Source organism: Rhodococcus sp. RDE2 (assembly GCF_020885655.1).
Classification (GTDB): Bacteria; Actinomycetota; Actinomycetes; order Mycobacteriales; family Mycobacteriaceae; genus Rhodococcus; species Rhodococcus pyridinivorans.
The window spans coordinates 1,747,497-1,770,995 of record NZ_AP025186.1; the positions used below are offsets into that span (position 1 = coordinate 1,747,497).

Genomic DNA, 23,499 nt, shown 5'->3' on the forward strand with positions numbered 1-23,499 from the left:
ACGAAGGGCAGGCATGCTGGACTACGCGCGTTACTGCGGAGAGATCGTCGAACAGACGGAACTGCTGGTGGACTCACTGGCCGGGCAGGACATGACCACACCGGTGCCGTCGTGCCCGGGATGGAACCTCGGTCAGCTCGCCCGGCACGTCGGCTACGGCCACCGCTGGGCGAGCGAGGCGGTCCGCGGTGAAGGGGCGATGCCGCGCACCGACCGCGCGATGAGGGAGTTGTCGGACTACGTCGACGAGGATCCGGACGAGCTGATTCCGTGGTTGCGGGACGGAGCGCGCGAATTCGGGGCCGCATTGCGGGAGGTCGGTCCGAACCTGCGGGTGTGGACACCGATCCCGGGTGGCAAGAAGACCCCGGAGTTCTTCGCCCGACGCTTCGCCCACGAGACCGTGGTGCATCGCGCCGACGCTGCGCTCGCACTGGGAGCGGACTTCGAGCCGGCCCACGATCTCGCGGTGGACTGCGTGGACGAATGGCTCGACCTGGCGGTGGTCACCTGGCCCCGGCTCGATGTCGAACGGCACCGCGCGTTGCAGGGACCCGACCGGACGCTGCATTTCCACGCGACGGACACGTCGGCGGAGTGGGTCGTGGACCTGTCCGGCGAGGACTTCACGTGGCGGCATGCCCACGAGAAGAGTGCCGTGGCGGTACGCGGACCGCTGACGGAACTGCTGTTGGTGCTCTATCGTCGGCGCGCTGTGGACGCAGCCGACGTGGAGGTCTTCGGCGACTCCGGGTTCCTGGCGTCCTGGCTCGACGTCAGTCCCTTCGGCTAGCCCGAAGGTAGAACGCACAGCGGGTGGTCGCACCGCGACGTTGAGGCGCGGCCACCTGCCTGCGAGTCAGACCGACAGGCGCGAGGCCGAGTACGCGTGGCGGATCGCATCGAGTGCGCTGGTGCAGGGAATATGGGCTTCCTGCAGCGAATGGATCACCTCGGCTGTCGGTCCGGACTGCTCGAAGGCGCTACCGGCGGCGACGGCCCAGGCGACTTCGCCGGGCTCGAATGTCCGGGTGGGCTTCCATCCTCGCTGAGGAGCGAGTTCGCGCAGAGTGCTCCAGTGCGCGACCTCGTCCGCATCCGGACGTCCGATGAAAAGTAGGCGGTCGTGTCCCACGATGAACCCCTTCGTTCTTTCTCGTGCTTCGACAGGTAGGTCGTCTTCACTGTGTGCTTCGTTACATTTACCTGATCGCGAAGCGTCGCAGGTTTATGACGTTCCACTATGTGGTACATCCGCCCGAATCCGAGGGGCGCGCCCGGGGAGGGCGGTCATCCCCCGCCGTAACGGGCCGCGAACGCGCCCGGCGTCATGCCCACGACCCTCGCGAAATCCCGGACGAAATGCGGCTGGTCGGCGTAACCGAGGACCGCGGCGACCTCCGACAACGATCCGGGCTTCTCGCGCAGGCGACCGGCGGCCTCCTGCAGTCGCCGTCGCTGGATCAGCCACTTCGGCGTCAGCCCGATCCGTCGCTGGACGAGGCGTTGCAGCGCGCGCTCACCGAGACCGAACTCCGCCCGCACCTGATCGACCCGCAGGACGTCGGAGTTCTCCTCGACGAACGCCACCACCCGGTTGACGAGTCGCCCCTCCTCGTCGATCGGCAGATAAGCGCGCAGCACGTCGTCGAACGCCTCCGTCGCGGCGCGGTGCGACTCGCGAGAGTCCGGGTCGTGCGCCATCGCCTCGCGCACCCGCGCGATCAGACGCGACCCGGCATCTCCGAGGACGTCCGTGAGGTCGACCGCCCGGTCGGTGAACGCCGCGAGCGAGGTTCCGGTGATCAGGGCACCGGCCGCCGGGCTGAGCATGGACCCGACCGCCCAGCCCTCGCCGGTGAGGGTGACCGTGGACAGTCCGTGCTCGACGCCGTAGAAGCGCGCGTAGTCGTGCGCGACCACCAGTTGACAGACGGGATAGCGCAGCACCCGCTGGGGTGCCTCCCGGCCGGCCGGCACCGACCAGACGGGAATCCAGTACCGCTGCATCAGATCCGTGAGGTCGGGCGCGGCGGGATAGCGGTGGATGGTGTGCGAAGCGTCGTGCGGATCCTTCAGGTGGGCGCGTTCGGTGTCATCGGGACCGCCGACGCGGTCGGTGTCATCGGGACCGCCGAGGGGATCGCCGCCGTCGGGTTTCATCAATACCTCGTCCTCGCCGGTCGTCAGTATCGAGTCATGAATACAACAGCACTGCGACACGCAGAGGCCGACAAGCCGCTCACCGACGTGATCTCGTCGCTTCGCGACACCGACTGGGACGCGCAGTCGCCGTGTGAGGGGTGGACGGCACGTGACGTCCTGGCCCACATCATCGACACGCAGCGGGACTTCTTCGCCGGACGCGGCATCGAGGTGGGCGAGCGGCCCGATACCGACCGTCCTGTCGAGGCGTGGAGGACGCACACGGCACGAATCGCCGAGATCCTCGCCGACGACGCACTCGTCTCGACGACCTACGACGGATACTTCGGACCGACCACGGTGGGTGCGACCTTCGAGCAGTTCTACATCTGGGACATGCTCGTGCACCGCTGGGACATCGCGCGCAGCGCCGGGATCGATGCAACCTTCTCGGACGCCGAACTCGACCGGATGGAGGCCGGCGCCGACAGTTTCGGCGACGCGCTCTACATGGACGGTGTCTGCGCTCCGGCCGTGCCGGCTCCCGAGGACGCGAACCGCACGACCCGGATCCTCGCGAAGATGGGGCGCCGCACGGCCGCCTCGATCGGTTAGGCCGCGTTATCGTCGGTCGTATGAGCGAAACGATCCGCGTCGCGGACTACGTGCGCGAGGCGATCGCGGCCGGGCGGCCGGTCGTGGCGCTCGAATCGACGATCTTCACGCACGGCCTCACCCGGCCACGCAACGTCGAGGTCGCGCTCGACGCCGAGCAACGTCTGCGCGATTCCGGGGTGCTGCCCGCGACCATCGGGGTCGTCGACGGGACACCCACGGTCGGTCTGTCGGAACAGCAGATCCGCATGCTCGGCGCGGAGGGCGTCCCGGTCGTCAAGCTCGGTATCCGCGACCTGCCGGTCGCAGCGGCCAAGCAGCTGCACGGCGGGACGACGGTGTCGGCGACGGCGCTGCTCGCGCATCGTGCCGGGATCGACGTGTTCGCCACGGGCGGGCTCGGCGGCGTGCACCGGGGGGCTGCGTCGACCTTCGACGAGAGCGCGGATCTCGTTGCGCTGGCGACACTTCCGATCGTGGTGGTGTGCGGCGGCGTCAAGTCCGTCCTCGACATCCCCGCCACGCTCGAACGGCTCGAGACGCTCGGGGTGATCGTGGTCGGATACCGGACCACCCGCTTTCCCGGCTTCTATGTGCGCGACAGCGGCTGCGATGTCGACGAGGTGGAGTCGGCGCAACGGGCCGCGGAGGTGGCGCGGGCGCGGGACGGGCTGGGCCTGCGGTCGGCGGTGCTCGTCGGGAATCCGGTGGCGGCCGAGGCGCAGATCGATCCGGAACTGCACGACCGCGTGCTCGCCGAGGCCGAACGCGCAGCCGCCGAGGCCGGGACGCGCGGGAAGGCGATCACCCCGTTCCTGCTCGACCACATGCACCGGGCCACCGAGGGGCGCTCGCTCGAGACGAATGTCGCGGTCTATCGCGGGAACGTCGCGGTCGCCGCGGAGATCGCGCACGCGCTGGCGTCCTGAGGCGTCACTGCAGGAGGAAGGCGGCGGTGGACGACGGCAGGGGAGTGCTGCGCCGGCGGTAGATCTCGGCGGGCCGGCCCGTGCCCTCCCTGCGCAGTTCGCCGGTGGGTTCGAGGCCGTGCAGCAGGTGTCTGCGGAAGGTGTCCTTGGGATAGCTGCGGGCATAGACGGTTTCGTACAGCAGCCGCAGGTCGAGCACGGTGAACTGCTCGCCGAGGAAGTTGCCGGGGTCGACCTCGGCGGAGTACCGGCGTCGCAGGTCGGCGACGGCCAGGTCGACGATCTCGGCATGGTCGAAGGCGAGGTCGGCGGTCTCGGTGGTCGGCACGAGATGCGCCTCGGCGGGGATCTCGGCGACCGGCACCGCGGCGCCGTGGGCCATCGACAGCACCCACCCGCGGTCGTCGCGCTCGGGATCGTCGAGCATGGCCAGCTGGTAGAAGTCCACGCCCGTGAGTCCGGCCTTGTCGCGCAGGGCGCGTTCGGCGGCCTCGGCGAGTCGCTCGCCGGGGTGCAGGAAGGTGCCCGGGAGGGCGAAGGTGCCGTCGGGACGTTCGACGACCAGAACTTTCAGTACTTCGTCGACGGTGAGGACCGCGACGTCCACGGCCACCGAGGGGCGCGGGTAGTCGGTGAGCGACCTGCCGGTCGAGTCGGTCGGTGTGCCCATGGTGGACATTCAATCATTGATGCGCTAACTTTAGCGCAGACTTGATCGAATAGAGGGGTTCATGGAAACGACCGCAGCGCAGAACGACCGGGCCGCCGGAGTCCTGCTCGCCACCGCAGCAGGCGACGCACTCGGGGCCGGATACGAATTCACCTATCCGACGGACGCCACGCCCATCGACATGATCGGCGGCGGTCTCGGGCCGTTCGCGCCCGGTGAGTGGACCGACGACACCTCCATGGCCCTCGCCATCGCCGAGGTCTCGGCGACCGGCGTCGACATCGGTGAGGGCGCCGGACTCGACGCGGTCGCGGCGCAGTTCCTCCGCTGGTACGCCACGAACCCCAAGGACATCGGCAACCAGACGCGTGCCGTCCTGCGCGAGGCGGGCCCCACCGCCGCCACCATGACGGCGCGCGCCCGCAGCCTCCCGGGGCGCACCGGCGGCAACGGATCGCTCATGCGCACCGCACCCGTCGGGCTCGCCTTCCTCGACGACGCCGAGCGGTGTCTGGCCGCGGCACATGCGATCAGCAGCCTCACCCACGCGGACGAGCAGGCATCCGAAGCGTGCCGGCTGTGGTCGTTCGCGATCCGTCACGCAGTCCTCCACGGCACCTTCGACGGGGTGCGGGTCGCCCTGGCCCACCTGTCGCAGCCCGCCGCACAGCGGTGGACGGCGCTGCTCGACGAGGCCGAGACCGCGCCGAGTCCGCGCGTGTTCGACAACAACGGCTGGGTCGTCCATGCCCTGCAGGCCGCGTGGTGGGCGATCACGCACGCCCGCACCGACGGCCCCGGACACCTGCCGGAGGCACTCGAACTCGCCGTGCGCGCCGGCAACGACACCGACACGGTCGCGGCCATCGCGGGCGGGCTGCTCGGCGCCCGGTGGGGTGCCTCCGCGGTGCCCGAGCGGTGGCGTCGCATGCTGCACGGATGGCCGGGCTACCGCGCGGACGACCTCGAGCGCCTCGGACTGCTCACCGCGCGGAAGGGCTCCGGCGAGCGCGAGACGGGACTGCGGGTCGTCGAGAGTTGAGACTCCCCGAGATCCGCCGGATGCCTCCGCTCGCGGCTGTGATGCGGTAGACACGAGGCGTCGGCCGGATACTCGAGGAGGGATCGCACGTGGCTTCCATCGCACTTCCACGCATCATGCGCGTCGGCGGGGGCGCCGTCGACGAGGTCGGGGAGGTCGTCGCCGGACTCGGACTCGCCCGGCCCCTGGTGGTGACCGACAAGTTCCTGGTCGGCACGGGTGCGGTGGACCGGATGGTCGCGCAGCTCGAGGCCGCCGGACTGCACCCCGCGGTCTTCGCCGAGACCGTGCCCGACCCCACCACAGCCTCGCTCGAAGCGGGTGTCGCGGCGGTCGCCGAGCACGACGCCGACTGCGTGATCGGGTTCGGTGGGGGAAGCCCGATGGACACGGCCAAGGCGCTCGGGCTGCTCGCCCGGCAGGGCGGCCACATGCGCGACTACAAGGCGCCGCGCGACAACATCGGCCCGGCGCTACCGGTGATCGCTGTGCCCACCACGGCGGGAAGCGGCTCGGAGGCAACCCAGTTCACGGTCATCAGCGACAGTGAGACCGACGAGAAGATGCTGTGCCCGGGTCTGGCCTTCCTGCCGGTCGCCGCGATCGTCGACTACCGGCTCACCCTGACGATGCCCCCGCGCCTGACCGCGGACACCGGCGTGGATGCACTCACCCACGCCATCGAGGCCTATGTCAGCAGGAAGGCGAACCCGTTCTCCGACAGCCTCGCGCTGGTCGCGATCGGCACCATCGGACAGGTGCTGCGACGCGTCTACGCGGACGGGCAGGATGCCGAGGCGCGGGAGCGGATGATGCTGGCCGCCACGCAGGCGGGGATCGCGTTCTCCAACTCCAGCGTCGCGTTGGTGCACGGCATGAGCCGGCCGATCGGCGCGCACTTCCACGTCGCGCACGGACTGTCGAACGCGATGCTGTTCCCCGCGGTCACCGAGTTCTCGGTGGACGCGGCCGAGTCCCGCTATGCCGACTGTGCCCGCGCCCTCGGCGCGGCTTCGGCGGACGCCTCGGATGCGACCGCCGCCGCCGACCTGGTCGTCGCGCTGAAGGAACTGTGCCGCGACGTGGAGGTGCCGACTCCGAAGTCGTACGGCATCGACAGGCAGACCTGGGACGAGAGGGTTCCGGTCATGGCCGAGCAGGCGCTGGCGTCGGGATCCCCGAACAACAACCCGAGGATCCCGACGGCCGACGAGATCCGCGAACTCTACGGGCGGATCTACGCGTGAGGACGGCTCATTCGGGGGCCTGATCGTCGGGTTCTACCTTCTCCGTCTTCACCCGGTCCGCGACATTGCCGGGCGCACCCTCCTCCTCGCGTTCCTTCTCGACCTTCTGTTCGAGCTTGTCGACGAGATGCTTGATCTTCTGGCCGGTGAGGTCGTCGTTGTCCTCGGGGCGGCCCGAGCCGTGCTTGGGGGCGTTGTCCATCGACGTCCGTCCTTCGTTCGTAGGGTGCAGGGGAGCGGTACCCGAGCGCCGGAACGGTCAAACGGGCAAACGGTTCTGCTCACGCCGATCACCACCCTGTACGGGCACGCCGAACCGGGCCATCATCGGGGCGGCCTGTCCGACGACGAAGGGGGACGAGGATGACCGTCACCGAGGAATTCCTGAAGAACAACGAGACCTACGCGGCCGGCTTCTCCGGCCCGCTGCCGCTTCCGCCCAGCAAACACATCGCGATCGTGGCGTGCATGGACGCCCGGCTCGACGTGTACCGGGCGCTCGGCATCGAGGAGGGCCAGGCCCACGTGATCCGCAACGCCGGCGGAGCCGTGACCGACGACGTGATCCGTTCGCTCACCATCAGTCAGCGACTGCTCGGCACCACCGAGATCGTGCTGGTCCACCACACCGACTGCGGCATGCTGACCTTCACCGACGACGAGTTCACGCGCGCGGTGCAGGACGAGATCGGTATCCGCCCGGCCTGGGCACCGGAGTCCTTCCGCGACCCGCACGAGGACGTGCGCCAGTCGCTGCGCCGCATCGAGACGAGCCCGTTCGTCACGAAGACCAGCTCGCTGCGCGGGTTCGTCTTCGACGTGGCAACCGGCAAACTCGAGGAGACCGTGCCCGCCGCCTAGTTCAGAGCGGGAGTTCGGTCTCCTGCAGGCCGGGCGGAAGGCTACGGCGCCGGAACCATTCGACACCGAAGGCGGCGCGCAGGTGTTCCTCGGGCATGTTCAGCATCGGCCCGAAGTCGCCGATCTGCGACTCGTAGCCGACTATCGCCGCGCGTTTGGCGCCCAGTGCCGTCGACACGTCCACGGCGGTGGTCAGTTCCGATTCCGGCAGGCCGAAGGTCCCGAGGTCCGGTGGGCGCACGTCGTCGGGGGTGTCCGGCAGCGCCGAGAGCAGCCGCATCAGGTGGTCCCGGTTGCTCGACGCCTCGTAGACGGCATCGTGTCCGGTGATCCGTTCGGCGTGGACACCGGCCCGGTGGACCTGGACGTGATCGGGATGGCCGTAGCCGCCGTGCGCGTCGTAGATCGTGACGACATCGGCGCGTTCCTGCTCGATCACGGCGGCCAGCCTGGCCCCCACCTCGCTCGGATCGGCATTGGCGAAGGCATTCGGATCGTGGTTGCCGACCGTGCCGGCCATCCCCGAATCGCCGTATCCGAAGGGCACCACTCGCGTCGCACCCAGCGCCCGGGCCGATTCCTCGAGCTCCTTCGTGCGGCGGGCGGCGAGGGATTCGCCGGGCGCGAGCAGCCCATCGGGATATTCGCCGCGGGCACCGTCGGTGGCGACGACGAGCACGACGCGATGCCCGGCGTCGGCGGCCCGGCGCATCACGCCACCGGTGAGGAACACCTCGTCGTCGGGGTGTGCGTGGAAGCACAGCAGAACGCTCATGGCGTTCATGCTGACACGCTGCCCGTCCGGTGCAGTGGTCAGTCCGACTCGCCGTATCGGGCCGCGAGGTTCTCGGGCATCGGTTCGTGCCGCAGATACTGGCGGGCGAAATCGGCGGTGCCCTGCGTGATGGCCCGCAGTTCGACCGGATAGCGGCCGAGTTCGAGTTCGGGAACCTCCGCGCGCAGCAGAGCCACACCGGGCTCGGGGGATTCGGTGCCGAGCACCCGTCCGCGCCGGGCCGACAGATCGCCGAGGACCGCACCGAGATACTCCTCGGGCACGATCACCCGCACGGCGGCGACCGGTTCGAGTACGCGAACGGTGCTGTGCGCGGCCGCATCCCGCAGGGCCAGCCCGGCGGCCGCCTGGAAGGCCGCGTCGGACGAATCCACCGAGTGGGCCTTGCCGTCGACCAGGGTGACCTGCACGTCGACGAGCGGATATCCCGTCGTCACGCCCTTCTCGGCCTGCGCGTACACGCCCTTCTCCACGGACGGGATGAACTGGCGCGGAACCGCACCGCCCACCACCTTCTCGGCGAAGACGACCCCGCTGCCCACCGGCAGTGGTTCGACCTCGACGTCGACGACCGCGTACTGGCCGTGCCCGCCGGATTGTTTGACGAGCCTGCCGTGGCCTTTCGCGGGGCCGGCGAAGGTCTCCTTCAGCGGCACCCGATGCTCGACCGTGTCGACCTGGACACCGTGCCGGGTGCGCAATCGTTCGAGGACCAGTTCGGCGTGCGCCTCACCCGTGCACCACAGCACGAGCTGGTGGGTCTCGGGATTCTGCTCGACGCGCAGCGCGGGATCCTCGGAGGCGAGGCGCGACAGGGCCTGGGACAGCTTGTCGTCGTCGGTGCGGGTGTGTGCCTCGATCGCGACGGGGAGCAGAGGAGTCGGGGTGGGCCACCGGTCGAGTGGGACCGGATGGTCGGGGTCGTACAGGGCGTCGCCGGGTTGTGCCGTCGCGAGCTTCCCGACGGAGGCGATGTCTCCCGCCACGGCCTCGCCGACCGGGCGCTGTTGCTTGCCGAACGGGCTCGTCAGGGCAGGAATGCGTTCGCGGCTGTCGCGGTCGCCGTCGGCCAGCGCGACGATCGTGTCGGGTCGCAGCGTGCCGGAGTAGACGCGCACCAGGCTGATCCGCCCGACATAGGAGTCGCCGGCCACGCGCACGACCTGCGCGGCGAGCGGACCGTCCGGATCGCACGGCGGTGCCCCGCGACCGCGCTGCGTCGGTGCGGGGAATCCGGTGGTGATCAACTCGAGCAGTTCGACGGCGCCGATCCCTGTCTCGTCGGCGGGGACGGCCGGGTGCAGGGTGCACGCCAGGATCTCGCGGGTGAGTCCTTCCTGCAGGGAGGCCGTGTCGAGTTGCTCGCCGGCGATGAACCGTTCCATGAGCGTGTCGTCCTGGCCGGAGATGGCCTCCACGAGGCTCTCGCGCGCTTCGGTGGACACCGGGCACGGACCGGGTTCGCCGTAGCTGCGGCCCGTCAGCAGACCCATCGACCCGATCGGGCGGTCGCCGTCGTAGACGGGATAGAACATGGCCCGCAGGGTGTCCGGTCCCAATCCGAATGCGTCGTGGCAGTCGGTGAGCATGTCGTCGAAGCTGTGCCGGGCGACGTCGAGTTTGTTCACCACGATCGCGCGGGGGATCGCCTCGTCGTCGCATTCGCGCCAGAGCGCGCGGGTCGCGGCGCTGATGGGATCGGTGGCGGAGACGACGAAGATCGCCGCATCGGCAGCGTGCAGACCCGCGCGGACCTCGGCGTCGAAGTCGGGATGTCCCGGTGTGTCGATCAGGTTGATCTTGATGTCGTTCCATTCGAGGGGCACGACGGACAGCTGCACCGACCGGCGGTGGCGCTGCTCGATCTCCTCGTAGTCGGACACCGTGGTGCCCTCGGCCACGCGCCCGGCGCGCCCGACGGCGCCCGCTGCGACGGCGAGGGATTCGGTGAGGGTGGTTTTCCCGGAGCCGCTGCACCCCACCAGGGCAACGTTGCGGATCCGGTCGGGACTGTCGGCGGTCGGTGCCTGCCGGCTGCGTGCTGCGGAGCGATCGGGCATCGAGCTACTCCCTCGTGTGACCTGCAGCACAGTCTAAGGCATTCCGATGGTGCCTCCGGGGAGGATCGCAACACGCGCTCGAGGCTCGCAACGCCACCGGTGACCGATGGTGTTGCGAGCCTCGACGTGATGATGCGTACCCCGGCCTGCTCAGTACACGTCGCGCACGTACCGCTTCTCGCGCTTGAGGGTGGTGACGTACTCGGCGGCCTGCTCGTCGCTCATGCCGCCGTGCTCGGCGATGATCTCGTGCAGTGCACGGTCGACGTCCTTCGCCATCCGCGACGCGTCGCCGCAGATGTAGAAGTGTCCGCCCTCCTCGAGCCACGCGAACAGCTCCGCGCCGTGTTCCTTCATGCGGGTCTGCACGTAGATCTTCTCGGCCTGATCGCGGGAGAACGCCAGGTCCAGGCGCGTGAGCACACCCGAGTCGGCGAACTCGGTCAGCTCGTCCTCGTAGATGTAGTCGCAGCCGCGCTTCTGATCGCCGAAGAACAGCCAGTTCTTCCCCGTCGCTCCCCGCGCCTTCCGCTCCTGCAGGAAGCCGCGGAAGGGCGCGATGCCGGTGCCCGGACCGACCATGATCATCGGTGCGGTGTCGTCGGCGGGGACGCGGAAGGCCTTGTTCTTCGACACGAAGATGCCGACCCTGCTCTCACCGACACGATCGGCGAGGAAGGTCGAGCACACCCCGCGACGCTCGCGGCCGTCGGTGCCGTAGCGCACCGCCGCGACCGTCAGGTGCACCGAACCGTCGCACGCGTTCGGGCTCGACGAGATCGAGTACGCCCGGTGCTGCAGCGGGCGCAGCAGCGCCAGGAACTGCTCGGCCGACAGCTCGGGCGCGGGATCGAGCAGGAGCACGTCGAGAATGTCGCGGCCCCACAGCCATTCGTCGAGTGCGGCCTTGTCGCCGTGCCGCAGCACGTAGGTGAGTTCCTCGTTGCCCGTGTGCTTCTCGATCTCCTCGAGGAGATCGACGGACGGAGCGGTGATCTCGTAGTTGTAGGTGAGCAGATGCTCGAGCGTGTCGTCGTGACCCTCGGGGACGGTCGCGCCGTCGAGACCGAGCCGACCGAGGATCGCGTGCACGAGTTCGGTGTCGTTGACGGGCACCACGTTCAGCGCGTCGCCCGCTTCGTATTCGAGACCGGAATCGGCGAGCGCGAACTCGTAGTGCCGGATCTCCTTGGCCGAGTCCGCCCCGGACAACAACACGTTCGACGTCAACACCGCCGGATAGGGATTCTTGCGGGTCCACTGCGACTTCGCCCGGGCCGGTGCCGCCGGTGCCGCGGGGGCGGGAGCGCCGTCGCCCACGATGCCCTCGACGGCCGCGACGAGCGGCAGCGTCTCCGCGATCCACGTCGCGGCGAGCTCCTCGAACTCGACGTCGCAGTCCACCCGCGGCACGATGCGCTGCGCACCGAGCTGCTCGAGCCGCATGTCGATGAGCTTGCCCGCCTGGCAGAACCCGTCGTAACCGGTGTCGCCGAGGGCGAGCACCGCGAAGTTCATGCCGTCGAGACGCGGGGCGCTCTCGGCCGACAGTGCCTCCCAGAACAGCTCGGCGTTGTCGGGCATCTCGCCCTCGCCGTAGGTGGACGTGACGATCAGGACCTGACCCAGACCGGCGAACCGGTCGAGGTCCATGTCGTCGAGAGCACACACGACGGGCGCGAAGCCCTGGGCACGCGCCGCGACCGCGGCGTCCTCGGCGACGGCTTCGGCATTGCCGGTCTGCGAGCCGTAGAGCACGTGCAGAGCGGGTGCCGAGCCGGCGGTCCCGGCATCGTCGGCGGGACCACCGGAGAACAGGCGGGTCTGCATCCCGGCGACGAAGCCGGAGAGCCACGACCGCTGATCGGCGGTGAACGGAGCGTCGAGGGGAATGAACGGGCCGGTGGTGGTCACGCGGAGACTCCCATCGTGGAGGTGAGGACGTTCGGGACGGCGTTGCGTGCGAACAGTTCCTCGTAACCGGGCAGGCGACCTGCGGCGTCGAGATTCTTGCGGCTCTGCAAGAGGATCCAGCCGTAGGTACCGGGCGCATCGACCGAGCGGACGTTGCGCAGGGCCAGGGCCTGCTTGTAGTCGTTGAGGCGCTTGTCGGCGACCAGCGCCGCGAGCTGCTCGTCGGTGTGGTCGGCGATCGCCGCGAGGGCGTAGCGCTCGAGCTTCGCGACGAGGAAGAAGTCCTCGGTGAGCAGCAGATTGCGTGCGGCCTTCTGCACCGCCGGATCCGACACGTCGGTGGCGCCGGGGACCTTCTGCAGCGCCATCTCCTGCGCGGCGGCGAGCACCGTGTAGTTGTTGAGCAGCGCGTACATGGCCTCGGTGTCGGTCGCGTCCGGGGTGACACCACCGGCGACGGGAACACCCGAGCGGTAGTTCTCCTTGAACTTGCGCACCTGGTGCGCGACCAGCGCGGTGGCGACCTCGGCGGCGAGGTCCTTGCGCGACGCTGCGGCGAGGATCTCGCCGAGGTCCTGGTACTGCAGCAGCGCGCGCGGCATGCCGTACGCGAAGCGGTGCTGCTCGACCTGCCAGTTGTCGATCAGGAAGCGGGCCTTCACCGAACCGGTCGCCTCGACGTGCAGGTGCAGCAGCTGCAGTACCGCGGCGTTGTGGATCGCGGCCTGCGGGTCGTCGCCGGTGATCGACCCGAGGACGATCGAGTCGGCGCTGGCCTTGCGGGGGAGCAGGCCCTCGGGGTCGTACTGGTAGACGAACCCGCCCGACATGCCGTTGCCGAAGCCCTTGCCGAACTCGCCGATGTTGAGCACCGCACCGTTGGTCATGTACTCGCAGGCGAACTCGCCGACACCCTCGACGACGGCGGTGGCACCGGAGTTGCGCACCGCGAAGCGGTCGCCGGCCTCGCCCTCGACGAACAGGCGACCGCCGGTCGCACCGAAGAGTGCGAAGTTGCCGATGAGCACGTTGCCACCGCGATCGTCGCTGCCGCCGCCGGGGGAGCGCAGCACGATCTGCCCACCGCACTGGCCCTTGCCGACGCCGTCGTTGGCGGTACCGGTGTGCACGATGTGCATGCCGTCGTTGCAGAACGCCCCGAAGGACAGGCCCGCCGAACCGGAGGTGGTGATGGTGACGGTGCCGTCGCGCAACCAGCGGCGTCCACGCTCGTCGTCGAGCACGGCCGGCAGGGCGCCGAGATCCTCGTGGTTGAGCATGCGCTCGATGTCGATCGCCAGCTGCGCGCCGACGCTCTTGTTGTTGTTCGTCAGCTGCACGCCGTCGCCGAGCGAGACGGTGAGCTCCTTCGCATCGACGAGGGCCTCGCGCAGCCGGGCCACCCACGCGTCGTCGAGCGAGTAGTCCTTCTCCATGTAGACCGGGTTGTCGATGTGCACCTCGGGCAGCACCGCGAGCATCGCCCGCAGATCCAGCCGGCCCACGCTCGACGGGTGGTCGAGCAGGTGCAGCAGGTCGGCGCGGCCACGCGCGTCGCGCAGCGACCGCAGACCCAGGCGGGCGAGCAGCTCCCGGGTCTCGTGCGCGACGTTGAGCAGGTACTGGGCCATCGCCCGCGGATCACCGTTGAACACTTCGGGATTCGTGGTCAGACCTGCCGGGCACTTGACATTGCAGTTCTTCGCCATGACGCAGCCGAGCATCATCAGCGCGGTGGTGCCGAACTCGAAGCTGTCGGCGCCGAGCAGCGCGGAGACGATGACGTCCGACGCGGTCTGGTGCGCACCCGAGCAGCGCAGCACGACCTTGTCGCGCAGACCGTTGGCCGTGAGGGCCTGGTGGACCTCGGCGACACCGATCTCCGCGGACCGGCCCGCGTACTTCAGCGAGGTCACCGAGGCGGCGCCCGTGCCGCCGGTGTTGCCGGCGACGTTGATGACGTCGGCGCCCGCCTTCGCGACACCCACGGCGATCGTGCCGATGCCCTCCGAGGAGACGAGCTTGACGATCACCCGCACCCGCGCCGCCTTGGCGTCGTGGATGAGCTGGGCGAGGTCCTCGATCGAGTAGGTGTCGTGGTGCGGCGGCGGCGAGACCAGCTCGACGCCCGGCGTGGCGCCACGTGCCGCGGCGATCTCCACGGTGACCTTCTTGGCGGGAAGCTGGCCGCCCTCGCCGGGCTTGGCGCCCTGCGCGATCTTGATCTCGATCTCCTCGAGCATCGGATCGGCGAGGTAACCGGCCCACACACCGAAGCGGCCGGACGCGAACTGCTTGATACGCGAGCCGCGGATGGTGCCGTAGCGGGAGATGTGCTCGCCGCCCTCACCGCAGTTCGACATGCCGCCCACCATGTTGGTGCCGTGGGCGACGGCCTCGTGGGCGTTGGAGTTGAGCGCGCCGTGGCTCATCGCACCCGACGCGAGCGCCGGGGTGATCTCGTGGGCCGGCTGCACCCGGTCGAGCCGCACGCTCAGCGGGGCCTGACGGACCTGCTCGAGATAGCGCGCGGCATCACCGATCGCGTGCACGGTCAGGGTGTCGCCGTAGCAGCGGTGCGAGACGATGGCGTCCCCGAAGCGGGCGACGAGCGAGGCCGCGAGCGCATCGGGACGACGGTGGTCGTCGGCGAGCGGACCGGTCAGACGCAGCACGAACTCGCTCTCGCCGACCCGCGCCGCGGAGATCCCGCGCACGAGCATCGAGTTGTTGCCGAACCGCGCGAAGCGGCCCATCTCCTTGGTGAAGTCCTCGGCGGTGACGGCGTAGGTGACGTCGGCCGGCAGGGCGAGCACGTCGCGCAGCGCCGCGGGACGCTGCGCGCGCTCGTCGGCCATCGTGCGGGCGAACGCGCGGTAACCCGGCGTGATCTCGAAGGCATCGATCTCGGCGGGTGTCAGGGCGCGGAAGCCGCCGTAGCGGTACGACGCGTCGTCGAGACCGTGCGCGTCGGAGAGGCGGTGCAGCGGCAGCAGACGCAGCGCGTCGGTCAGATCCGGCTCGGCCTCCTTCTCGACGGGCAGCGTGAACGGCTCCTCGGTCATGTCCACGAAGCCGCGCACGGCGGTCGTGCCGAACGAGTGACCGGCGCCCTCGGCGCGCTCCTTGAACAGACCCAGCAGCGGGACGTCCTTCTCGGTCTCGACTGTGAGGGCGCGACGGTGCCAGTCGGCGACGGCCTGCGCGAGGGTGGTGAAACCGACACCGCCGACCGGGGACTTGACGTTCGGGAACCAGCGCGCGAGCACCTCGTCGCTCGTGTCGAGATAGCTCGGCTCGAAGAACTCACCGCCGATGTACGACTCGACGGTGCACAGGCCGACGCGTCCCATCGTCTTCATGAGCGACTTCTCGGCGGCCTTGCGGAACTTCAGGAAGGCCGCGTCGGCGTCGTCGCCGAACTTCTCCTCGGCGCGCATCTGCACCGTGAGCGGATACACCGCAGCGGCACCGAAACCGAGGGTCGCAGCGATGTGGTGCGACGAGAACAGCTGTCCGGACTCGACGATGACGGACACGCGCAGACGCAGTCCCTCGTCGATCAGGCGCTGGTTGACGGCGGCGACGGTGAGTACCATCGGCAGTCCGGCGCGGTCGGTGGAGACGTGGCGGTCGGTGAGCACGGCGATGCCACCGGATTCGCGGGCGAAATCGGCAATGGCCTCGGCAGTACCGTCGATCGCGGCGGCGAGTGCGGCCGCGTTCGCCTTGGCGTCGTCGAAGACGGGGGAGTACAGCATCTCGAAACGCCGCACCGGGGTGTCGGACTGCTCGCGGATACGCAGCATGTCGAGGTGCGTGAGGATCGGGGTGGGCACCACGATCTGGGTCGCGGACGAGGCGGGAGCACCGCTACCGGGGCGAGCGCCGAGCGCGACGCGCAGGGTCATGCCGTCCGCCTCGCGGATCGAGTCCAGCGACGGGTTGGTGACCTGGGCGAAGCGCTGCGAGAAGTACTTGGCCACACCGCCTTCCTGATCCGACAGCGCATTGATGGCGTTGCCGTAGCCCATCGCGGAGATGCGCTCCTGACCCGACGCGAGCATCGGGTCGAGCATGAACCGGAAGGACTCCTGGTTGATGCTGTAGGACACGTAGCGCTGGTAACGCTCGAGATCGCCGTTGTAGCGCAGCGGGGAACCGGCCTTCTCGGCGGGAACCTCGGGCAGGGCATCGAGATCGCGGCGGGCCTCGTCGACGAGCGACGCGTAATCCTGCCGGGCAGCAAGAAGTTCGAGTGCCTCGACGGTTCCGTAGGAGCGGCGCGTGCGGTGATCGAAGTACAGCATGCCGCCGGCCTCGATGCGGCCGCGACGCAGCACGGTCTCGGGCGCGAAATCGAACTGACCGGCCTCGGAGGTGACGGCGAGGTACTCCTCGGTCTCCACGGTGCGCAGCGGGCGCAGGCCGAGGCGGTCGAGGCGCGCGCCGACGACGGTGCCGTTGCCGAAGATCAGCGCGGCGGGACCGTCGTTCTTCTCCTCGTACAGCGAGAAGAACTCGAGCATCGCGCGGACCGGCGGCGACAGCTCGGTGTCGTTCTCCCAGGCCGGCGGCATCATCTGCACGACGGCGGTGACGAGGTCGAGGTCGTTGTGGGCGATGCGCGAGGCCAGGGTCTGGTCGAAGCGGCAGCTGTCGGACTGTCCCGGCGGGCGGATGATGTCGCGGCCCATCGCGCGGGCGAGGGCGCCCTCGAACAGCCGGTTCTTGCGATCGGTGTTCAGTTCGCCGTTGTGCGCCATGAGGCGGAACGGCTGAGCCATCGTCGGATGCGGATCGGTGTTCGTCGAGAACCGGGTGTGGAAGAACAGGGTGTGCACCGCGTGCCGCGGATCGGTGAGATCGCGGAAGTACGGGATGACCTCGTGAGAGTTCAAGCGGTTCTTGAGAACCTGCGTGCGTGCACTGAGCGAGAGGGGGTACAGCCCGCCCAGTTCGGGCTCGGTGTAGGCGCGGGCCTCGACCTCGAGGAGCACGTCGTGCAGCAGTCGGTCGAACTCGTCGACGGTCTCGCACGCGTCGGGCCGGGTGAAGATCCACTGACGGATCGGCAGCTGGTATTTCGTTGCGGCAGGACGCAACACGCTGTCGTCGACGGGAACGTCGCGCACCGTGAGCACGGTGACCCCGGCTCCGGCGAGTGCCGACGAGACGAGTTCCTCGGCATCGGCATGCGCCGCGGGATCGGTGGGGAGGAAGAAGTTTCCGACACCGAAGTGCCCTTCCTGCAAGGGCTTTCCGGTGATCTCGGAGAAGAAGGCGACCGACAGGTCCACGTTGATGCCGGCTCCGTCGCCGACACCCTCGGCGGACATGCCACCGCGGTGCGGCACGACGCACAGGGCCTCGTGGCCGCGGGTGAGCACGTCGTGGGTCTGCACGCCGTCCTTGCGGGTGATGAAACCGACACCACAACTGCTCTTGTCCAGCGTGCTGTCGTACAGGCCGGTGTCACTGGCGTGCGTCACGGACGTCCTCCTCGGTGCATCGAATTCGGCGTCGACCGGCAGTGACGATGCGAAGAAGGGGAACGCGTGGGAAGGCGCAGCTCCTGAAGTGCATAGACGTGTGCCGGAGACGATATAGGTGAATGCAGACGTCTTTGTCCGAATGCGCCGTGCGTTGCGACGGTGGAGCGCGCGAGCAGCAATCGCCAGTGTAGCGCACGTGTTAACTCCGATGACGGCGGGATACATCACAACCCGCCGGGAGTAAACGCTGTATTGCGGGAGGGGTCTTCGCTACGCTCGCGCCCAACGGCGTCGACAGGCCGGCCTACGAGCAGGGGAGAGCGATATGACCGACATTCTCGACCGTACGCAGATCTACATCGACGGACAGTGGGTGGACTCCGACGGCAGCGGCCGCATCGAGGTCGTGAACCCGACGACCGAAGAGGTCGTCGCCGTGGTCGCCGAGGGTGTCGCCTCCGATGTCGATCGGGCGGTCGCCGCAGCCAAGGCCGCCTTCCCGGCCTGGTCCGCGCTCAGTGGTGCGTCGCGCGCCGCCTACCTGGAGAAGGTCTCCTCGCTGGCGAACGAGCGCGCCGACGAGCTCACGCGGGTCGTCTCGCAGGACATGGGGATGCCCGCCCACTTCGCACGTGCCATCCAGGTCGGGATGCCGCTGAAGAACATCGCGAGCTATGCGTCGCTGGCCGGGACGTACGACTTCGACGACCAGGAGATCGGCAACGCCCTCGTCGTACGCGAACCCATCGGGGTCGTCGGGGCGATCACCCCGTGGAACTACCCGCTGCACCAGGTGGTGCTGAAGGTCTTCGCCGCGCTCGCCGCCGGGTGCACCGTGGTGCTCAAGCCCACCGAGGTCGCCCCGCTGGTGACCTACGCGCTCGTCGACATCGTCGACGAGGCCGGCCTGCCGCCGGGCGTGTTCAACCTCGTCAGCGGCTACGGGCCGGTCGTCGGCGAGGCCATCGCCGCGCACCCCGACGTCGACATGGTGTCGTTCACGGGCTCGACGCGCGCCGGCAAGCGTGTCTCGGTCGTCGCTGCGGAAACGGTGAAGAAGGTCGCGCTCGAACTCGGTGGCAAGTCGGCCAACATCATCCTCGACGACGCCGACCTCACCGCCGCCGTCACCGAGGGTGTCGGCAAGTGCTTCCTCAACTCCGGCCAGACCTGCACCGCGCTGACCCGCATGCTCGTCCCCGCCGACCGTCTGGCGGAGGCCACCGCCATCGCCGAGCAGGTCGCGCGGGCCTACACCGTCGGGCTGCCCGACGATCCGTCGTCGAAGCTCGGTCCGCTCGTCAGCGGAACGCAGCAGAAACGTGTGAAGGCGTACATCGACAAGGGTGTCGAGGAGGGTGCCGAACTGGTGCTCGACGGGCGCGAAACCGAGTTCACCACCGGTTACTTCGTGGGCCCGACCGTGTTCACGAACGTCGCGCCGGAGATGACGATCGCCCGCGAGGAGATCTTCGGGCCGGTGCTGTCGATCATCGGATACCAGGACGAGGACGACGCGGTGCGCATCGCCAACGACAGCGAGTACGGCCTGTCCGGCGGGGTGTGGTCGGCCGATCCGGCGCGAGCGGAGGCCGTGGCCCGCCGTATGCGCACCGGCCAGGTCTACATCAACGGTGGCGCCTTCAACACCGACGCACCCTTCGGTGGTTACAAGCAGTCGGGTATCGGACGCGAGGCCGGTGTCTTCGGGCTCGAGGAGTTCCTGGAGATCAAGACGATACTGCGCTGACGGAGGACGTATGCGGCACCGGTCGGGGTTTCCCGGCCGGTGCCGCATCGTTTCGGGGGTGGCGTTTCGGGAGCTTGCTCAGTAGTAGACCGCGCCGGGCACGCCACCGCCCACGGCGATCGCGTCGCCGGTGATGCCGATGCTGCGCGGGCTCGCGAGGAACGCGACGACGTCGGCGACCTCGCTCGCGTCGATGAGGCGGTTCACGGAGTTCTTCGCGATCTGCTGTTCGAGTTCGGCTACCGGCGTGCCGGTCTCGGCCGACTCCTCGGCCAGCCGTGCCGCCAGCCGCTCGGTGCGGGTCCGGCCGGGGTGCACCACGGTGACGTTGATGCCGTGCGGGCCGAGTTCGTCGGCGAGGTTCTTCGTCACAGCGGCGACGCTGACGTTCCGGACCGTCTGGGCGATGGAGTTCGCGCTGCGTGCGCCGAGACCGCTGATGTTGATGATCCGGCCCCAGCCCTGCTCGATCAGGTAGGGGGCGACGGCCCGTGCGGTGCGCAGGCAGCCGAGGACCTTGATCTCGACCTCGTTGCGCACGACGTCGTCGGTGGTCGCGGCGAAGTCCGTCGGCTTGTTGGCGCTCCAGGGAGTGGCGGCGGAGTTGACGAGGATGTCGACCCCGCCGAGTTCGGCGACGGCCCGCGCGACCAGCGCGTCGACCGAGGCCTGGTCGCCGGTGTCGGTGGGCACGGGAACGATTCGTCGCCCGGTCTCCTCCGAGAGGGTCTTCGCTGCGATGTCGAGATCGGCCGCGGTACGGGCCGCGATCACCACGTCGGCGCCTTCGGTGGCCAGTGCCCGCGCGATGGCATAGCCGATGCCGCGGCTACCGCCGGTGACGATGGCCCTCTTCGCGGTGAGTCCGAGATCCATGCTGCTCCTGTCCGTTCTTCGGGGATGTCCCGACGGTATGCCGACTTGGGAGCGGGCGGCCACGTTTGCGACCGGGGTGATGCGAATCGGTGGACGGCCCGGGTACGGCGACGGCCCCCGCACCGTGTGGTGCGGGGGCCGTCGGTTGTAGGTCTCAGGCCTTGCGGGTGCGGCCGAGGCGCAGCAGCGTCATCGCGAGCGTGCTGCCGTCGGTGCCGAGTTCGGCGAAGCGTCCCAGGACGGCCATTTCCTCGGCCTGTGCTTCGCGGCTCGCGTCGGTGCCCTTCGCGGATGCTCCAGCGCGCTGAACGAGCTCCGAACGCCGCTTGATCACCGCGAGCAGCTGAGCGTCGAGCTCCTTGATCTGCTCGAACAGCTCCCCGAGCTCTGCCTCGGCCGACGAAGCTTCGCCGACGGACGCGATGCCAGGCGAATCAAGCTGGACAGTCATGCAGACTCCTCCGGTCTCGTCTGAATCGTCACAGATTGTGTCGTGCTCACGCCTATAGGTGTTACCGACACGTAGGGAAAAATTCTCGCGAGACTCTCCCATGCGCGTCCTGTCCCTTCAGAAACGGCCGTGACCTGGTTCAACACTCTGATGACCGAGGGGTATGTTAATTGTCACACCGACCGGTGCCAACTCGTGTGCCCGTCGGTGACATCGCGCCCGAAGGGTCCGCATCGGGTCCGCCGCTCGAGGTAGCGTTCCGGCCGACCGGCAGGGTCGAGGACGTCGGGGCTCCTCGGTACGCCGGGAGGGGAGACCGATGCGACGACCAGTTGTCCCGTGGGGTGGGCGCGGCACGGAGGCTGCGACTTCCGACACCGATGCGACGTCCGACACCGAACCGACGTCCGACACCGAACCGCCGAGCGAATGGCAGCACGGCACGCGCAATCTGCACGTGTACGCAGCGGCCGGCGCGGCGGTGCTCGTGGCGATCTTCGCCGCGGCACGCGGAGCAGGCGCGTGGGGCACCGATTCGGTGGGCGCCGACCGCTTCTATTCGATCCTGGCGGTGCTGATGCTGCTGACTGCGGCCTTCGGCGCCACCTTCTGGTGGCCTGCCGGATCCGGGGGTCGGCGGCGGTCGCCGTCACTTCCGAGCCGCACACCGCGGGTCCGGTACGTCGAGACGGCCGGTCGCGGCGGTACCGAGATCGCGGGCCGTCGCTCCGTCTTCGGTCTGCTGCTCGCGATGGTGCTGTGCGGGACGTTCCTCTCGCTCGGCGCCGCCGTGGAGGTCGTGGTCGGGAACGAGGGTCTACCTCTCGTGGCGCTGCTGCTGGCGCTCGTCGCCGGGGTGTGCCTGGTCTTCCTCCTGGAGGTGGCACTCGGGCGCATCCGGGCCGGTTCGCTCGTTCTCGGACCGGACGGGATCAGGCTGCGTGGCTGGTTCGTGGAGTCCTATCTGCCGTGGGTCTCGGTGCGGGGTCTCCGTGCGGTCGACCGAGGGTTCCCGGAGATCTGGATCGAGGGGCACGGGTCGGCGGCGTGGGCGCGTCGGCGCACGAGTCGGGTGTTCCCCTTCGAACGCCTGCCGCCCGAGCCCCGGATCGAGGTGGACTCACGGCATCTGGCTGTCGATCCCGTGCAGTTGTACCGCTTCCTCGAGTTCTATGTGGAGCATCCTCGCCACCGCCGTGAACTGGGCACACCGGCGGCTGCGGAACGTCTCGCGGAGGGTCCTCCGTTCACGGTCGACGACGAGTGAAAATGGCGTAGTCGGTATTGTAGAATGGCATTTCCGTTCCCGTTCCTGAAACGTGTGTTCGGGCCATCGCGATCGCGGCACTCGGTGCCGTAGCATCGAGTCAGACGCTTCGGGAGGACGCCTTCCCGAAGATCCGTGCGCTCGGCGGTGCCGGCGCGTGGACCCCAGGTGTTCGACCAGATTGGACGAGAAATGACCGCTCCGGAACGCATCGTCATCGTCGACGGCGCACGCACCCCCGTCGGCAGCTTCGGCGGCGCACTCAAGGACGTACCCGCGCACGAACTCGGCGCCACCGCCGTACGCGAGGCGCTGCAGCGCTCGGGTGTCGCAGGTGAGGACATCGACGAGGTCGTCATGGGCTGCATCGGTCAGGTCGGTGCCGACGCCTACAACGCCCGTCGTGTCACCCTCGCCGCCGGACTTCCCGTCTCCACCCCGGCCCTGACCGTCAACCGCCTGTGCGGCTCGGGTCTGCAGGCCGTGTGGTCCGCGGCCCAGGAGATCCGGTGGGGTGCCGCGGAGATCACCGTCGCAGGTGGCGACGAGAGCATGTCGCGCATGCCGTTCTACGACTTCGGTGCCCGCAACGGCTACAAGCTCGGCAACCGCGAACTCGTCGACGGCACCGTCGGCATGCTCACCGACCCGTTCAGCGGACAGCACATGGGTGTCACGGCCGAGAACGTCGCCCGCGAGTACGGCGTCAGCCGCGAGCAGCAGGACGAGTTCGCCCTCGAATCGCAGCGCCGCGCCGCCACCGACGCCGCGAAGGCCGCCTTCGCCGAGGAGATCACCCCGGTCGAGATCGGTGGCCGCAAGCCTGTCACCGTCACCGAGGACGAGCACCCCAAGCCCGACACCACCCTCGAGGTGCTCGGCAAGCTGCGTTCGGCGTTCATCAAGGACGGCACCGTCACCGCCGGTAACGCCTCCGGCATCAACGACGGCGCTGCTGCGCTCGTCCTGGCCCGCGAGTCGGTCGCCCGCGAACGCGGCCTCGGTGCCTCCGTCGTACTCGAGTCGGTGGTCACCGCGGCGATGGAGCCCGAGCTGATGGGCTACGCCCCGACCCTCGCGCTGGCGAAGCTGTTCGAGCAGAACGGCCTGACGCCGGCCGACATCGACACCGTCGAGCTCAACGAGGCCTTCGCCTCGCAGGCCCTCGCGGTGGCGCGCGACGCCAAGCTCGACCCGGAGAAGACCAACCCCTACGGCGGTGCGATCGCCCTGGGCCACCCGGTCGGCGCGACCGGCGCGATCCTGACGCTGCGCGTCGCCAAGGACCTGATCCGCCGCGATCTCGAACTCGGCGTCGTCACCATGTGCATCGGTGGCGGACAGGCACTCGCCGCGCTGCTGCGCCGCGTGTCCTGATCCG

At 69.1% G+C, this 23,499-nt stretch carries 19 protein-coding genes; 9 read left to right on the forward strand and 10 right to left on the reverse strand.

All coding sequences use genetic code 11. The features are described from left to right. Positions 1-13 precede the first annotated feature (13 nt). On the forward strand, positions 14-793 hold the full coding sequence (locus tag LPH33_RS08170; RefSeq protein WP_229567765.1) for a maleylpyruvate isomerase family mycothiol-dependent enzyme: 780 nt from the start codon (positions 14-16) through the stop codon (positions 791-793). Positions 794-859: 66 nt separating this feature from the next. Here the strand turns inward: LPH33_RS08170 and LPH33_RS08175 are convergent, their stop codons facing one another. Together LPH33_RS08175 and LPH33_RS08180 are read right to left on the reverse strand one after the other, a co-directional pair. Then, positions 860-1,135 (reverse strand): hypothetical protein, encoded by a 276-nt coding sequence (locus LPH33_RS08175; RefSeq protein WP_088898738.1) that lies wholly within the window; start codon positions 1,133-1,135, stop codon positions 860-862. 155 nt (positions 1,136-1,290) lie between these two features. Then, complete coding sequence (locus tag LPH33_RS08180; protein WP_229567767.1) at positions 1,291-2,163, reverse strand: helix-turn-helix domain-containing protein; 873 nt, start codon at positions 2,161-2,163, stop codon at positions 1,291-1,293. A 36-nt stretch (positions 2,164-2,199) separates the two neighbouring features. Between LPH33_RS08180 and LPH33_RS08185 the strand changes: the two genes are divergently transcribed. Continuing rightward, a complete protein-coding gene (locus tag LPH33_RS08185; protein ID WP_229567768.1) occupies positions 2,200-2,760 on the forward strand; it encodes a maleylpyruvate isomerase family mycothiol-dependent enzyme in 561 nt (186 codons plus the stop codon). A 20-nt stretch (positions 2,761-2,780) separates the two neighbouring features. Beyond that, on the forward strand, positions 2,781-3,689 hold the full coding sequence (locus tag LPH33_RS08190; RefSeq protein ID WP_229567770.1) for a pseudouridine-5'-phosphate glycosidase: 909 nt from the start codon (positions 2,781-2,783) through the stop codon (positions 3,687-3,689). Between the two features lie 4 nt (positions 3,690-3,693). On the opposite strand, the gene LPH33_RS08195 is transcribed toward LPH33_RS08190, so the two are convergent. Continuing rightward, the gene (locus LPH33_RS08195; protein WP_229567772.1) at positions 3,694-4,359 is read right to left on the reverse strand and encodes an NUDIX hydrolase; all 666 of its coding nucleotides are present in this window, start codon (positions 4,357-4,359) and stop codon (positions 3,694-3,696) included. 61 nt (positions 4,360-4,420) lie between these two features. Between LPH33_RS08195 and LPH33_RS08200 the strand changes: the two genes are divergently transcribed. Together LPH33_RS08200 and LPH33_RS08205 are read left to right on the forward strand one after the other, a co-directional pair. Then, entirely contained in the window at positions 4,421-5,401 is a 981-nt protein-coding gene (locus LPH33_RS08200) for an ADP-ribosylglycohydrolase family protein (RefSeq protein ID WP_229567774.1), read from the forward strand. Between the two features lie 116 nt (positions 5,402-5,517). Further along, on the forward strand, positions 5,518-6,648 hold the full coding sequence (locus LPH33_RS08205) for an iron-containing alcohol dehydrogenase (RefSeq protein WP_229568296.1): 1,131 nt from the start codon (positions 5,518-5,520) through the stop codon (positions 6,646-6,648). A gap of 7 nt (positions 6,649-6,655) precedes the next feature. On the opposite strand, the gene LPH33_RS08210 is transcribed toward LPH33_RS08205, so the two are convergent. Continuing rightward, positions 6,656-6,850, reverse strand: a complete 195-nt coding sequence (locus LPH33_RS08210) for a hypothetical protein (RefSeq protein ID WP_060654362.1) — start codon at positions 6,848-6,850, stop codon at positions 6,656-6,658. Between the two features lie 161 nt (positions 6,851-7,011). Between LPH33_RS08210 and LPH33_RS08215 the strand changes: the two genes are divergently transcribed. Then, entirely contained in the window at positions 7,012-7,509 is a 498-nt protein-coding gene (locus tag LPH33_RS08215) for a beta-class carbonic anhydrase (RefSeq protein WP_229567775.1), read from the forward strand. A 1-nt stretch (position 7,510) separates the two neighbouring features. Here LPH33_RS08215 and LPH33_RS08220 read toward each other — a convergent pair whose 3' ends face one another. The 4 genes from LPH33_RS08220 to LPH33_RS08235 form a co-directional block, all read right to left on the reverse strand. Next, a complete protein-coding gene (locus tag LPH33_RS08220) occupies positions 7,511-8,284 on the reverse strand; it encodes a PIG-L deacetylase family protein (RefSeq protein ID WP_229567777.1) in 774 nt (257 codons plus the stop codon). A gap of 38 nt (positions 8,285-8,322) precedes the next feature. Then, positions 8,323-10,365: an elongation factor G-like protein EF-G2 gene (locus LPH33_RS08225; protein WP_229567779.1), complete on the reverse strand. Its 2,043-nt coding sequence runs from the start codon at positions 10,363-10,365 to the stop codon at positions 8,323-8,325. Positions 10,366-10,515: 150 nt separating this feature from the next. Continuing rightward, positions 10,516-12,279 (reverse strand): sulfite reductase subunit alpha, encoded by a 1,764-nt coding sequence (locus tag LPH33_RS08230; RefSeq protein ID WP_088898730.1) that lies wholly within the window; start codon positions 12,277-12,279, stop codon positions 10,516-10,518. Continuing rightward, a complete protein-coding gene (locus LPH33_RS08235; protein ID WP_229567780.1) occupies positions 12,276-17,771 on the reverse strand; it encodes a glutamate synthase-related protein in 5,496 nt (1,831 codons plus the stop codon). The genes LPH33_RS08230 and LPH33_RS08235 overlap by 4 nt, the downstream gene beginning before the upstream one ends. 328 nt (positions 17,772-18,099) lie before the next feature. On the opposite strand from LPH33_RS08235, the gene LPH33_RS08240 reads away from it, so the two are divergent. Beyond that, positions 18,100-19,524, forward strand: a complete 1,425-nt coding sequence (locus LPH33_RS08240) for an aldehyde dehydrogenase family protein (protein ID WP_160876201.1) — start codon at positions 18,100-18,102, stop codon at positions 19,522-19,524. A gap of 78 nt (positions 19,525-19,602) precedes the next feature. Here the strand turns inward: LPH33_RS08240 and LPH33_RS08245 are convergent, their stop codons facing one another. After that, entirely contained in the window at positions 19,603-20,400 is a 798-nt protein-coding gene (locus tag LPH33_RS08245; RefSeq protein WP_060654350.1) for an SDR family NAD(P)-dependent oxidoreductase, read from the reverse strand. Positions 20,401-20,554: 154 nt separating this feature from the next. Further along, positions 20,555-20,851: a chorismate mutase gene (locus LPH33_RS08250; RefSeq protein WP_085469565.1), complete on the reverse strand. Its 297-nt coding sequence runs from the start codon at positions 20,849-20,851 to the stop codon at positions 20,555-20,557. 319 nt (positions 20,852-21,170) lie between these two features. On the opposite strand from LPH33_RS08250, the gene LPH33_RS08255 reads away from it, so the two are divergent. Then, entirely contained in the window at positions 21,171-22,118 is a 948-nt protein-coding gene (locus LPH33_RS08255) for a hypothetical protein (protein WP_229567782.1), read from the forward strand. A gap of 192 nt (positions 22,119-22,310) precedes the next feature. Next, on the forward strand, positions 22,311-23,495 hold the full coding sequence (locus LPH33_RS08260; RefSeq protein ID WP_088898726.1) for a thiolase family protein: 1,185 nt from the start codon (positions 22,311-22,313) through the stop codon (positions 23,493-23,495). The last annotated feature ends 4 nt before the right edge of the window (positions 23,496-23,499 follow it).

Bases quoted from the DNA above. Each gene is read 5' to 3' on its own strand.
- LPH33_RS08215 (WP_229567775.1), top strand. From the start codon at position 7,012: ATGACCGTCACCGAGGAATTCCTGAAGAACAACGAGACCTACGCGGCC.
- LPH33_RS08205 (WP_229568296.1), top strand. From the start codon at position 5,518: ATGCGCGTCGGCGGGGGCGCCGTCGACGAGGTCGGGGAGGTCGTCGCC.
- LPH33_RS08210 (WP_060654362.1), bottom strand. From the start codon at position 6,850: ATGGACAACGCCCCCAAGCACGGCTCGGGCCGCCCCGAGGACAACGAC.
- LPH33_RS08220 (WP_229567777.1), bottom strand. From the start codon at position 8,284: ATGAGCGTTCTGCTGTGCTTCCACGCACACCCCGACGACGAGGTGTTC.
- LPH33_RS08180 (WP_229567767.1), bottom strand. From the start codon at position 2,163: ATGAAACCCGACGGCGGCGATCCCCTCGGCGGTCCCGATGACACCGAC.
- LPH33_RS08195 (WP_229567772.1), bottom strand. From the start codon at position 4,359: ATGGGCACACCGACCGACTCGACCGGCAGGTCGCTCACCGACTACCCG.
- LPH33_RS08250 (WP_085469565.1), bottom strand. From the start codon at position 20,851: ATGACTGTCCAGCTTGATTCGCCTGGCATCGCGTCCGTCGGCGAAGCT.
- LPH33_RS08240 (WP_160876201.1), top strand. From the start codon at position 18,100: ATGACCGACATTCTCGACCGTACGCAGATCTACATCGACGGACAGTGG.
- LPH33_RS08185 (WP_229567768.1), top strand. From the start codon at position 2,200: ATGAATACAACAGCACTGCGACACGCAGAGGCCGACAAGCCGCTCACC.
- LPH33_RS08245 (WP_060654350.1), bottom strand. From the start codon at position 20,400: ATGGATCTCGGACTCACCGCGAAGAGGGCCATCGTCACCGGCGGTAGC.
- LPH33_RS08170 (WP_229567765.1), top strand. From the start codon at position 14: ATGCTGGACTACGCGCGTTACTGCGGAGAGATCGTCGAACAGACGGAA.
- LPH33_RS08225 (WP_229567779.1), bottom strand. From the start codon at position 10,365: ATGCCCGATCGCTCCGCAGCACGCAGCCGGCAGGCACCGACCGCCGAC.
- LPH33_RS08190 (WP_229567770.1), top strand. From the start codon at position 2,781: ATGAGCGAAACGATCCGCGTCGCGGACTACGTGCGCGAGGCGATCGCG.
- LPH33_RS08255 (WP_229567782.1), top strand. From the start codon at position 21,171: ATGCGACGACCAGTTGTCCCGTGGGGTGGGCGCGGCACGGAGGCTGCG.
- LPH33_RS08260 (WP_088898726.1), top strand. From the start codon at position 22,311: ATGACCGCTCCGGAACGCATCGTCATCGTCGACGGCGCACGCACCCCC.
- LPH33_RS08200 (WP_229567774.1), top strand. From the start codon at position 4,421: ATGGAAACGACCGCAGCGCAGAACGACCGGGCCGCCGGAGTCCTGCTC.